The 12,357-nt window shown below is 71.1% G+C and carries 8 protein-coding genes; 3 read left to right on the top strand and 5 right to left on the bottom strand.

All coding sequences use genetic code 11. The features are described from left to right. Positions 1 to 97: 97 nt before the first annotated feature. Positions 98 to 649, bottom strand: coding sequence for a transcriptional regulator NrdR (gene nrdR / locus AVL59_RS10210; protein WP_067317100.1), 552 nt, complete (start codon positions 647 to 649; stop codon positions 98 to 100). Positions 650 to 1,222: 573 nt separating this feature from the next. On the opposite strand from nrdR, the gene lexA reads away from it, so the two are divergent. Then, positions 1,223 to 2,002 carry a transcriptional repressor LexA gene (gene lexA, locus AVL59_RS10205; RefSeq protein WP_030750750.1) on the top strand — a complete coding sequence of 260 codons (780 nt, stop codon included), beginning with the start codon at positions 1,223 to 1,225 and terminating at the stop codon, positions 2,000 to 2,002. Between the two features lie 174 nt (positions 2,003 to 2,176). On the opposite strand, the gene AVL59_RS10200 is transcribed toward lexA, so the two are convergent. The 4 genes from AVL59_RS10200 to AVL59_RS10185 all read right to left on the bottom strand — a co-directional run bounded on the left by AVL59_RS10200 (position 2,177) and on the right by AVL59_RS10185 (position 9,167). Beyond that, positions 2,177 to 4,150 carry an ATP-dependent DNA helicase gene (locus tag AVL59_RS10200; protein WP_067301823.1) on the bottom strand — a complete coding sequence of 658 codons (1,974 nt, stop codon included), beginning with the start codon at positions 4,148 to 4,150 and terminating at the stop codon, positions 2,177 to 2,179. A gap of 391 nt (positions 4,151 to 4,541) precedes the next feature. Then, positions 4,542 to 5,396, bottom strand: a complete 855-nt coding sequence (locus AVL59_RS10195) for a GNAT family N-acetyltransferase (RefSeq protein WP_079146618.1) — start codon at positions 5,394 to 5,396, stop codon at positions 4,542 to 4,544. Between the two features lie 68 nt (positions 5,397 to 5,464). Then, positions 5,465 to 7,414, bottom strand: coding sequence for an IucA/IucC family protein (locus AVL59_RS10190; protein WP_067301820.1), 1,950 nt, complete (start codon positions 7,412 to 7,414; stop codon positions 5,465 to 5,467). A 280-nt stretch (positions 7,415 to 7,694) separates the two neighbouring features. Next, entirely contained in the window at positions 7,695 to 9,167 is a 1,473-nt protein-coding gene (locus tag AVL59_RS10185; RefSeq protein ID WP_418361203.1) for a diaminobutyrate--2-oxoglutarate transaminase family protein, read from the bottom strand. Positions 9,168 to 9,868: 701 nt separating this feature from the next. On the opposite strand from AVL59_RS10185, the gene AVL59_RS10180 reads away from it, so the two are divergent. Both AVL59_RS10180 and AVL59_RS10175 read left to right on the top strand, forming a co-directional pair. Next, positions 9,869 to 11,194 carry a sensor histidine kinase gene (locus tag AVL59_RS10180; protein ID WP_067301816.1) on the top strand — a complete coding sequence of 442 codons (1,326 nt, stop codon included), beginning with the start codon at positions 9,869 to 9,871 and terminating at the stop codon, positions 11,192 to 11,194. After that, positions 11,179 to 11,841, top strand: coding sequence for a response regulator transcription factor (locus AVL59_RS10175; RefSeq protein WP_067301814.1), 663 nt, complete (start codon positions 11,179 to 11,181; stop codon positions 11,839 to 11,841). The genes AVL59_RS10180 and AVL59_RS10175 overlap by 16 nt, the downstream gene beginning before the upstream one ends. Positions 11,842 to 12,357: the final 516 nt, after the last annotated feature.

Here is a 12,357-nt window from a genome sequence, read left to right as displayed (position 1 = left end):
GTGTTGCGGGCATCCCTCACGCTGCCGCCCGCAACAGGTCTTCGGTCGCCGCCGCACAGCCGGAACCCGCGTCTCCGACCGGATTCCGGCCCGCTGATCAGTCGGCGGCATGGGCGGGCACGGGGACCTCAGTGGTCCCTCCGGGCCCGCGATCGTCTTCCTGGCTCCCCGCTCCCGCGTCTTCGTCGTCCGCGGCGGGGCCGCGCGTCGCATCCCTCAGCTCCGCGATGGCGGCCTCGAAGTCCTCGAGCGAGTCGAACGCCCGGTAGACAGAGGCGAATCGCAGAAAGGCGACGAGGTCGAGCTCCTGCAACGGGCCGAGTATGGCCAGACCCACGTCGTGGGTGGTCAGCTCGGCGCTTCCGGTGGCCCGCACCGCCTCCTCGACCCGCTGGCCGAGCTGGGCGAGCGCGTCCTCGGTGACAGGCCGCCCCTGGCATGCCTTGCGCACACCGTTGATGACCTTGGTACGGCTGAAAGGCTCGGTGACTCCGGACCGCTTGACCACCATGAGCGAGCAGGTCTCCACGGTCGTGAAACGACGGGAGCAGTCGGGGCACTGGCGGCGCCTGCGGATCGACGTGCCGTCGTCGGTCGTACGACTGTCGACCACACGGCTGTCGGGGTGCCTGCAGAAGGGGCAGTGCATGATCTCCAACCCTCCTCACAGCAGACTCAATAGCCCCGCTGGGCCTCACGGGCCCCTCGAAGCAGCCCCAAGCATAGGCGATCGCCAAGGTCCCGAAGACCCGGGGGACCCGTAAAAACACAACTTGTGGGCCGCTGTAGCCATCCAACCACTAGATGTGGGGATCGACTCATACGCCGAGGCAGACTCGCGTGTCGCTGCTGAAAGACAGGCCCCGGACCTCGGGAAAGGCCCCACCGGACACGCGGACGCACAGCCGTATCGCCGTGGTACTTACGGAGATACCGTGGGCGCCACACGGAGGACACGTGGGACTCCGGCACAGAAAGGCCCCGGTCCCCGGTATGCGGGGTTCCGGATGGCAGACTGGAGAAGCAACCCACGAGGTGGCCTGCCCCGGCGGTGAAGGGTACAACAATGGGCACTTTTGCCCGCCAGGGGTCGCGTGAGCCATACACCCGGACACATGATCACGTCGGGTGAATCGCACTTTTTCACTCGAACGTGTGTTTGGCGCAACCTTTCGAAAGCAACTACCGTTGTCCAGCAGGGAGACCATCGAGAGGGGCCGACGTGACCACCACCGCAGACAGTGCCACCATCACTGCCCAGGACCGCTCCCAGGGCCGAGTCGAGCCGGTACATGCGATGAACGAAGCCACGAATCCCGAGGGACACAAGCGCTCCCTGCCGGGCCGACCTCCAGGCATCCGGGCGGACAGCTCCGGACTCACCGACCGGCAGCGCCGGGTGATCGAGGTCATCAGGGACTCCGTGCAGCGGCGCGGGTACCCGCCGTCGATGCGGGAGATCGGCCAGGCCGTCGGCCTCTCCAGCACCTCCTCGGTCGCACACCAGCTGATGGCCCTGGAGCGCAAGGGCTTTCTGCGCCGCGACCCGCACCGCCCGCGCGCGTACGAGGTACGCGGCTCCGACCAGGCCGTGACCGTGCAGCCCACGGACACCGCGGGCAAGCCCGCCGCGTCGTACGTCCCGCTGGTCGGCCGCATCGCGGCCGGTGGCCCGATCCTCGCGGAGGAGTCGGTCGAGGACGTCTTCCCCCTCCCCCGGCAGCTCGTCGGCGACGGCGAACTGTTCGTCCTGAAGGTCGTCGGCGACTCCATGATCGAGGCCGCGATCTGTGACGGCGACTGGGTCACCGTCCGCCGCCAGCCGGTCGCCGAGAACGGCGACATCGTGGCGGCCATGCTCGACGGCGAAGCGACCGTCAAGCGCTTCAAGCGCGAGGACGGCCACGTCTGGCTCCTTCCGCACAACGCGGCCTACGAGCCGATCCCCGGCGACGACGCGACCATCCTCGGCAAGGTCGTCGCAGTGCTGCGGCGCGTATGACGGCTGCGGCGGACAGGCCCGGGCGGCCCGTCCCCTGACCGGGCCCCGGGACCCCTGCGCCGGTTCCGGGGTCCTGTGCGTTCGGCTCCTCCCGGAGCCGCCGGGCCGCTCGCTGCGGCGTCGGGCTGCCCGCTGCTGAACCACATGCAGCCCAACGCCCCGGGCGGGAGCGGCTTACTCCTCGGCCTGCTTCGCAGCCGCGTCGATCGCGGCGAGCGACTTGCGCACCTGGTTGCGGTCCGTGGTGTACCAGAAGTCGGGCAGCGACGTCTTGAGATACCCGCCGTACCGAGCGGTGGCGAGCCGCTGGTCCAGCACGGCGACCACGCCTCGGTCCCCGGAAGCCCGTACGAGGCGGCCGGCGCCCTGGGCCATGAGCAGGGCCGCGTGGGTGGCGGCCACGGCCATGAAGCCATTGCCGCCGGCGTCCTCCACGGCCTTCTGGCGGGCACTCATCAGCGGGTCGTCGGGGCGCGGGAAGGGGATCTTGTCCATGACGACCAGCTGACAGCTGGGTCCCGGGACGTCGACGCCCTGCCACAGCGACAACGTGCCGAAGAGACAGGTCGCGGGGTCGGCCGCGAAGTTCTTGATCAGTTCGCCCAGTGTCTCCTCGCCCTGGAGCAGAATCGGGAACTCCGGGACCCGGGAGCGCAGCTCCTCGGCGGCGAGCTGGGCGGCCCGCATCGACGAGAACAGCCCGAGGGTGCGGCCGCCGGCCGCCTGGATGAGCTCGGTCAGCTCGTCGAGCATGTCGGCGCGATCGCCGTCCCGTGCGGGGCGGGCGAGGTGCTTGGCGACATAGAGGATGCCCTGCTTCGGGTAGTCGAAGGGCGAACCCACGTCGACGCCCTTCCACTCCGGCAGGTCCTCGCCCTCGACGCCCTCGGGGCCCAGCCCCAAGGAGGCACCGACGCCGTTGAAGTCCCCGCCCAGTTTGAGGGTCGCCGAGGTGAGGACGACGCTGCGGTCCGCGAAGAGTTTCTCCCTGAGCAGCCCGGAGACCGACATGGGGGCGACCCGCAGCGAGGCGCCGAAGCGGTCGTGGCGCTCGTACCAGACCACGTCCCACTCCGAGCCGTTCAGGACGCGCTCCGCCACGTCGTGCACCGTCTCCACCGAGGCCAGCGCCTGCTTGCGGACCGCGTCCTCGTCCTGGACCGACTTGTCGCGGGTGGCGCCGATCGCGGAGATGACCGTACGGGCAGCGTCCCGCAACGCCATCAGGGCGTAGCCGAGGTCTTCCGGGATCTCCTCCAGCCGGCTGGGCAGGGCCAGCTCCATCAGCCGCTCGAAGCCCTCGGCGGCGGTCTGGAGCTGGTCGGCGGCCTTCTCGTTGACGAGCTTGGCGGCACGGCGCACGGCACGGTTGACCTGGCCGGGCGTGAGTTCCCCGGTGGCGACGCCGGTGACACGGGAGACAAGTTCGTGCGCCTCGTCCACGATCAGCACCTCGTGCTGGGGCAGTACCGGGGCGCCCTCGATGGCGTCGATGGCCAGGAGTGCGTGGTTCGTGACGACGACCTCGGCGAGCTTGGCTCGCTCGCGGGCCATCTCGGCGAAGCACTCCGCACCGTAGGCGCACTTCGACGCGCCCAGGCACTCTCTGGACGAGACCGACACCTGTGCCCAGGCACGGTCGGAAACACCGGGAGTGAGGTCGTCGCGGTCGCCGGTCTCCGTCTCGTCGGACCAGTCGCGCAGCCGCAGCAGGTCCTGGCCCAGCTTGCTGGTGGGCGCGGCGGCCTCGAACTGATCGAAGAGCCCGTCCTCTTCGTCCTGCGGCATGCCCTCGTGCAGGCGGTGCAGGCACAGATAGTTCGACCTGCCCTTGAGCATGGCGAACTCCGGGCGGCGGCGCAGCAGCGGGTGCAGGGCGTCGACGGTGCGCGGCAGGTCCCGTTCCACGAGCTGGCGCTGCAGTGCGAGCGTGGCCGTGGCGACGACCACTCGTTCCCCGTGCGCGAGCGCGGGCACGAGATAGCCCAGCGACTTACCGGTGCCGGTGCCGGCCTGGACCAGCAGGTGGGATCCGTCGTCGATCGCCTCTGCGACCGCTTCGGCCATGGTCACCTGGCCGGGGCGCTCCGTGCCGCCGACGGCGGTGACGGCTGCATGCAGGAGTTCGGGGAGTGAGGGCTTCGTCATAGCCCGACCACCCTACGGCCCGGCACTGACAAACGGGCGATCAAGGCTGGGACGAGGGGTGGGATCACTGCCGGAACTCCTGGGAGGGACGGGACGGGGGGGCGGATGGGCTCGATGTGGTCTGCGGATGCGTTGTGGTGATGAGAGGGCGGTGCGGCGGGTACACCGTCCTCGCCGGAACTCGGGCCGCTGCCGCGGCCCGGCCGGGCTGCAGTCCGCCGCTGCCGGCGCTCGCGGTGGCGGGGTACGGCGGCGAGTGCCGCTTGGTCTCACGGCGGCGGGGTCGGGCCGGGCGTACGGCTCCGTCGGCGGACTCCGAAATTCTTCTGGGCGAGTGGGAACCGGATCAGACCGCGGGGCGTTCCACATGTGAGCGCGCAATCACGCGGCGTTACATCAGATCGCGTAGGACTCGGTCCCGGACCATGAGGGCGGCCCGCTTCCCGGGCAGGTCGACCTCTGCCGCGAACCGAAATCCGGCGCTGAGGAACGCGGACACGGAGGGGGTGTTGCGAAGATCGGGTTCCGCAAGGACGCGAGCACAGGCGGGGCGGCGATCCAGGATCAGGTCGGCCACGGCCCTGAGCAGGACGGATCCCATTCCGCGCCCTCGGTCGGCGGCACCGCCGATGAGGAGGTGGATGCCGGTGTCGTGTGGACGGGCCGGATAGTGGCGAGCCAGTGGATCCAGGTCCGCCCGGTAGATCTCCCAGTAGCTCATGGGGGTGCCGTCCAGCAGGCCCAGGCACGGCAGGCTGCGTCCGTCGCCGTCGAGTTGAGTGCGCAGGTGACTCTCCGTCCTGCTGCGGGGACCGGCCAGGTTCCAGTACGCGGTGACGGTGGGGTCGTTCATCCAGCGGTGGATGAGCGGCAGGTCGTGGGCGACGCGGGCGGGCACCAGTTGGAAAGACCCCGCGGGGGTGCCGGCCGATCCCCAGGCGGAGACATGGTCGAGTAGATCGTCCCTGACCTCGGCGCGGCGCGCCTCACCTCGGCCGAACCCCACGAAGCCGGCCCCGGCCGGCCCCTGCCCCGCCTCCCTTCCGTCGCTCGGCACGTCGGTTGTCCCACCGGCGAAGTGGGCGACGAACTCGTCGGGCAGGCGCAGTTCCAGCGTGTCCTCACCGTCCTCGAAGGAGGCGGTGTCCTCCGTACCCGCGATGTGTCCGGGGCCGGAGCAGCCCGGGTGTACGGGGACGGGGCCGGTTCCAGGACCGGTGCCGGCGGTCGCGTCGGTGGGAGGCACGGTGCGTTCCTCTCAGGAGACGAAGGGGGTCGTGGTCCTCGGAGATGGAGGAAGACGGTGCGGTTCGTTCAGGAGTGAAGGGGGTTGGCGATGGTGACGTAGACGGACTGGGTGTCGACCGGGCCGACGAGTTCGTCGAGGCCGTGCAGCCGGGTCAGCAGGTTGGCCTTGCACCGCAGGACCGGTGAGTCGAGCAGCAGACCGGGCAGGGAGGTGCGCAGGGGGTCTGGCCCCGAGGCGACGCCGGCGAGGAAGCGGCGGAACGCCGCGAGGAGCAGTCGCTCGTCGGCGAGTTGCTGGGAGCCGATCGCGCCGATCAGGCCGAGCACGTTGTTGATGGCGAGGTAGTACGCGAAGCGTTCGTCGGTGATCTCGTCGGAGACGAACGTGTCGCTGCGCTCGCCGATGCCGGGGAGCCGCGCTTCGAGTTCGGCGCGCCGGGACTCGCGGAAGTAGTAGCCCTGGTTGTCGCGGTAGCGACCGCCGGCGGGCCAGCCGTCCCGGTCGAGCAGGAGCAGCGTGTTCTGCTGGTGGGCCTCCAGCGCGATTCCGGCCTCGCCGTCCAGCCACAACACAGGTCGGACGACCTGCTCGAGGTAACGCAGGAACCACTCGGCGGCGACGGCTCCGACGGGCCTGCCGGTGCCTGCGGCGAGCCGGGCGACGAGCTGGGCCAGTCGGGACCTGTGGGTCCAAGTGCTGGTCTGGGGCGATGAGTTGGTGCCCGGTTCGGCGAGGGGGCGGGGCGAGACGAGTCCGGCCACGCAGCTGACGTCGTCGGCCGGGGCGAAGGGGTTGTGCCTGATCACGACGTCGAGGCCGGGTACGGGCCGGCCGTCCTGGTCGTCGACGGCGAGCCAGGCCGGGTCGCGGACGATGTCGAAGCCGGGGTGTACGGCCTGCCACTGCTTCAACAGGCCGGCGCGCAGCAGCCGGTGCACCTCGACTCCACGGTGGAGTTCCTTGCGGAGGTTCTGCCGCCGGGAGTTGGTGATGCGCAGCCCCAGCGACAGCTTCAGCATCGCGGGGGCACCGGATCGGTGGACCGTGCGTACGGAGGAGGTGGGGTGCCAGGGCGAGCCGTGCGGGCCGAGGTCGCGCAGCAGGCCGGAGTCGAGGAGGGCGGCGACGGCCTCCCGGTGCCGGACCTCGCGCGCCTGCCAGGGGTGCAGGGGCAGGGCGGCGTACCCGTCGGGCAAGGGCAGGACCGCTTCGGCGAGCCGTCGGGAGAGGTGGTCCGCGGTGACATGACGGCCGCGCTCGGTCCAGGCCGAGTCGGTCGCGAGCAGAGAGGGGGCGATTGCCATCCAGTGCAGGAGGAAGGAACCGCGCGACTCCGGTGAGTAGCGCCGTGCTTCGGCCTCGGTCAGGCCTTCCCGGCTCTTGGGGGTGGGGTGCAGGGGGTGGCCGAGGAGGAGGGACTGCTCGGCGCCGAGGAAGAGGTCGGGGCCGTCGGCCGGGTGGGCGCGCCGGTCGCGGATGAAGGTCACGGTGCGGCGCTGGGAGTCGGCAACCCTGGCGACGAGGTCTCCGTCGTCGCCGGCGCCGGTGGGGGCCGGGGTGCCGGTGGTGGCGGCCGTGCCACCGGGCGTCTCCCGGGTGAGCAGGGCCGCGAGGGTGACCGCGTCGAGGGGCGGGGCCGCTTCGGGGGCACCGGCGAGACGAGGGGGTCCGAAGCGGTGCCAGCCCGTCGGGGAGCAATAGCGGACCGGTGCGATCAGGGCGGTGCCGCTGGCCGGCAGGGGGATGCGGAGGGTGCTGGTGGCCGAGGCGGCGAGGTTCGTCTCTCGTACCCAGCAGCGGAGGAGGTTCTCGACGGCGGCTGACCGGGCGGCGGTGTGCGGGTCGGGGTCTTCCAGCGGGTCGGTGCCGGCCTCTCCCGGTCGGGTGGCGCCCGGGGTTCGCTTCTTCTGCTGGGGAATCGCCTCGGCGAGCGGCATGGGCGAGGGCTGGGAGCCGGTGTCTCCCTGGTCGTCGGGGCTGCCGGAACGGCCGTCGGGTGTCGGGGTGGCGTTCAAGACGGCTCCTCGGGGGCTGGGCTGGGTCTTGTGGGGGTGGTCTCTCGTCCTGTCGTCCGCTCGGTCGTCGAGCCGTCGTCGATGGGGCGTCCTGGCGGCAGCGGAGCGGAGCGGAGCCGCGTCGGGCGGGACTGTGAGGGCGGTCGGGGTGTCTGTCGGGTGGTGGAAGTGGGACGGCGTCGGACAGGGAGTTCTGGACGGAGGTGTGGCTGAGTTGGGGTGTGATGCGGGCCGTGCCGTGTTCGCCGGCTTCGGCGGCGGGGCCGGGTGTGCGCGGCTGCTAGCCGTTGCGTTCGGCAGGGCCGTCGTCATGGCGGTGACGGCGTCCATGGTCCTGCTGACGGCGTGCCGCCGCGGCCACCGCGTCGGTCAGGCGGTCGAGCACGGCTGCCGCCTGCTCGTCGCTGATGGTCAGGGGAGGAAGGAGCCGTACGACACCGCCGTGACGGCCGCCGAGTTCCACGATGAGGCCGCGCTGGAGGCACTCGCGTTGGACGGCCGCGGCGAGCTCGGGGTAGGCGGGATGAGGGGTGCGGGTGGGTCCGGGGCCGTTCGTCGCGACACGGTGATCGTCGGCGCAGGGGTTGTGGTCCGGCCCGGCCGCCTCGCTCTCGGGGTCCACCAGCTCGACCCCCATCATCAGACCGCGTCCTCTGACCTCCCCCACGCAGGGGAACCCGGCCTGGAATTCGCGCAGTTGGGACAGCATCCGGGAGCCGAGGGCGGCGGCTCGTTCGGCGAGGCCGTTCTCGCGGACGTGGGCCAGGGTGGCGGTGCCCGCGGCCATGGCGAGCTGGTTGCCGCGGAAGGTGCCGGCGTGCGCGCCGGGTTGCCAGACGTCGAGGTCGTCTCGGTAGACGAGGACGGCCAGGGGGAGGCTGCCGCCGATGGCCTTGGAGAGGACCATCACGTCGGGCGTGACACCGCTGTGTTCGACGGCCCAGAAGGAGCCGGTCCGGCCGACGCCTGTCTGGATCTCGTCGGCGATCAGCGGGATGGACCGGTCGGCCGTGATCTGCCGCATGCGGCGCAGCCAGTCGTCCGGCGCCGGGATGACTCCGCCCTCGCCCTGGACGGGTTCGAGGATCATCCCGGCGGGCAGCGGTACACCCGACTTGGGATCGTCGAGGAGGGACTCGCACCAGCGGGCGGCGAGTTCGGCACCGCGGTTGCCGCCGACGCCGAAGGGGCAGCGGTAGTCCTGCGGGTAGGGCAGGCGGGCGACCCGTACGTCGCCGGCGCCGCCGGAGGCGGCCAGGGCTCCGGCCGTCATCCCGTGGTAGGCGCCGGTGAAGGCGAGCATGCCGGTGCGCCCGGTCGCGGCCCGGACCAGTTTGAGGGCGGCCTCGACGGCGTCGGTGCCGGCCGGCCCGCAGAACTGGACCCGGGCGCGGTCGGCGAGCCCGGGCGGCAGGGTGCGGAACAGCTCGGTGATGAAGGCGTCCTTGACGGGGGTCGCGAGGTCGAGGACGGAGAGCGGGGCGCCGGAGTCGAGGACCCGGCGGATGGCCTCCAGGACGACCGGGTGGTTGTGGCCGAGAGCGAGGGTTCCGGCGCCGGAGAGGCAGTCCAGATAGCGGCGGCCGTCAGCGCCCTCGATGGTCATGCCCCGTGCCCGCACGGGCACGATGGGCAGGGCCCGGGCGTAGGTGCGCGCGGCGGATTCGCGGGCCGACTGGCGCCGCAGGATCCCCTCGTGCATCGCGCCCGCTCCCCCGTACGCACCTTCAGCCACCGATTCGGTCACGGCCACGGCTCGGAGTCCTCCCCGCTGTCCAGAGGCGAATTGATCCGCGGGGACCGGGCACAGGCAGCAGGCCCCCCACCGCTACCAACCGCGAAGCGGCCTGCGGGTTACGGGTCGGGGACAAGATCATTGCGGTGAGGGACCCGGCGCGTGTCGGAGTCGACGGATGCCGCGCACGAGGGTGGCCGGAATGGTGTGGGGCTAGGCCCACCGCCCGCGTGGGTGTAGCGGGATACCGGGCACAGGGGGGCCGAACGTACGTTCTTTGGTGTCGGAGGGGCGAATCGGCCTCACCCGGGCAGGGGACAAGAAGGGGTTGACCTCCCTCCCACTGCACCGCCTGAGCCCCCGCGCCCCGATGGTCACCGGCACGGTCCTGGTGACGGCTGGGCCGGCATCGGTCGCTACATCCCCCGGGCGACCGGCCTGCCCAGCCACAGGACAGCTCCGACCCACCGGCGGCGGGCCCGGAGGGCCGCCGGCCGGCCGCCGAGCGGTCGACCGCCACCCGCCGACCGCCGACGCCGATCCGACCAGTGAGGGAAATGACCATGTCCGGTGAGAAAGCTCCAGTCCGGCGGCACGGATGTGTCGGGGCGACCGCCGGCGTCGCCGCGCGTACCTCGGTGCGTGGTCTGCCCTCAACGGGGCCTGCCCCGGCGGGGTATGCCTGGCACAATGGTCGGCGTGGTGAAAGGATCAGGCGGATGAGGTTGCCCGCGGTAGGTGGTCCCCTGCGCTGGTGCTCCGAGACCGCGCTGGGGCTGTACCGGTCCGCGGTACTGGTCGGGCTCACCGGCGTCATCCCGGCGGTCGGCCTGGTCGTCGGTCTCGGCGGCTCCGAGGTGGCCTACTCCTGGTCCGACGGTTCGACGGCGTCCTGGTTCGTCCGAGCGCTGGCGGCCCTCGGAGAGACGTTGATGGTGATCGTGTGGATCGCCGTGGCCGCCTGGATCACGCACCTGCTGGTCAGCCGGACCCTCAGCCAGGCCGCCAGGCAGCGTGCCGAACACTGGCTCGGCATGCGGATCCAGGCCGAGTACCGCCCCGTTCCGCCGATCACCCGCATGGCCACGGGCTACTGGTGGGACGGCAAGGAGTACCACCGGTCCGAGCGGGAGGCACGCCGCCGGGCTCGGATGAACGCCCGGTTCCATGATCCGCAACTGCAGTGGGACGGACTGTGGGCCGTGGTCGCCGCAGGCGCCGTGCTGCCGGTCGCGGCCCTGCCGCTGGTCGGGCTCGTCGGCGGGCTCTACATGACGTTGGCCTCGGGACTTGTCGGCTACGGCATCGCCGTCATGGCCGCCAGCCTCGTCGGCGCCCCGTTCGCATGGCGGATCTTCGGCCCCCTGGCGGCCCGGTTCCTCGGGCCCGCCCCGCGCTCGCTGCTCGGCCGGCGGGTGGAGGAGCTGGAGGCCATCCGAGCGGACCTGACCCAGACCCAGGCGGCCGAGCTGGAGCGCATCGAGCGGGGTCTGCACGACGGGGCTCAGGCCCGGCTGGTCGCCATGGGTATGTCGATGGGGGCCGCCGAGCAGTTGGTCGACACCGATCCCGAGGCCGCGAAGCGGATCCTCGCCGACGCCCGTGCCACCTCGGCCACCGCGCTCGCCGAGCTGCGGTCGCTGGTCCGCGGCATCAACCCGCCCGTGCTCGCCGAGCGCGGCCTGGTGGACGCCGTCCGGGCCCTGGCACTGGACGCTCCCGTCGAGGTCACCGTGAACAGCGCGGTGCCCTCCCGCCCCGAACGTCCGGTCGAGTCCGCGGTCTACTTCGCCGTCGCGGAACTTCTGGCGAACGTGGCCAAGCACGCCCAGGCATCCGAGGTGACGGTCGAACTCGGTTATGCCAAGGAGACGCTCACCGCGACCGTGACCGATGACGGTGTCGGCGGGGCCGCCGCGTCGGAAGGCTCCGGGCTGAGCGGGATCGAACGCCGGATGACGGCGTTCGGCGGCTGCCTGGAGATCGAGAGCCCCACCGGCGGCCCTACTCACATCACCGTGGCGGTACCGTGCGCGTTGTCGTAGCCGAAGATCTGTTCCTGCTCCGCGACGGGATGGTGCGTCTCGTCGAGGCGCACGGGCATTCCGTGGTCGCGGCGGTCGACTCCGGGCCCGCCACGCTCGACGCTCTGGTCAACGAGCGGCCGGATGTGGCCATCGTGGACGTCCGGCTGCCACCGACGTTCTCCGACGAGGGTCTCCAGGCCGCGCTCGCCGCGCGCCGGGTGCTGCCGGGGCTGCCCGTGCTCATCCTCTCGCAGCATGTGGAGCAGCTGTACGCGCGGGAGTTGCTCGCCGACGGGCACGGTGGCGTCGGCTACCAGCTCAAGGACCGCGTTCTGGACGCAGGCCAGTTCATGGACGCGCTCAACCGCGTCGCCGACGGCGGTACGGCGCTCGACCCGACGGTGGTGGCGAAGCTGCTGGGCCGGCCCATGCGAGCCGATCCCCTCGCCACGCTCACCGAGCGGGAGCGCTCGGTGCTCGCGCTGATGGCCGAGGGCCTGTCCAATGCGGCGATCGCCGGCCGGCTGTTCCTCAGCGAGGGCGCCATCAGCAAGTACACGACCACGATCTTCGCCAAGCTGGGCCTTGCCGCCGACGACGACACCAACCGCCGGGTCCGGGCCGTCCTCACCTATCTCGGCGCGGGCGGACAGGACGACCAGTGATATCCGGGATTTGAAGGTCGGCCGACCAAACCGGCCGACCGGCCCGGATATTCGCCTTTTCCTGCGACAAGGTTCGTGCGACAAACTCCGCGCGACAGGCGATGCGTATCGCTCTCCGGATAGCCATTGAGAATTCTGGAGACCGCACGTCACTTCGGATGACGCACCACTTCCGATGACATACCGCTTCAAAGGCCGACACGCGCTGTCGAGATATTCGACGGCCGATTCTCGCCGGGCCGGACCCTCATTCGGCCATGCCGGCCGCCCATCGGGCGGCCGGCCATCGCGATCACCCTGCCTCACCAGCCAGTTTCAGCCGTTCCACACCGAACCGCTGCACCAAGTACGGCCATTTTCCGGGCTCTTTCGAACCCGATGCTCGATTTGTTCGCCAACTCACGCACAACTTCGGTCATTCGGCGTGATCTTTATCGGCATATGAATGTTTGAACGCGAAAGGCCTGAAACCCGGTGGGTCTAGCCCCACCCCCCACGGGGCATAGCGGGATACCA

Origin of the sequence: Streptomyces griseochromogenes (assembly GCF_001542625.1) — a bacterium.
Lineage (GTDB): Bacteria > Actinomycetota > Actinomycetes > Streptomycetales > Streptomycetaceae > Streptomyces > Streptomyces griseochromogenes.
The sequence above is the reverse complement of the archived record's forward strand: the minus strand, read 5'-3'. Positions and strand labels throughout refer to the sequence as shown.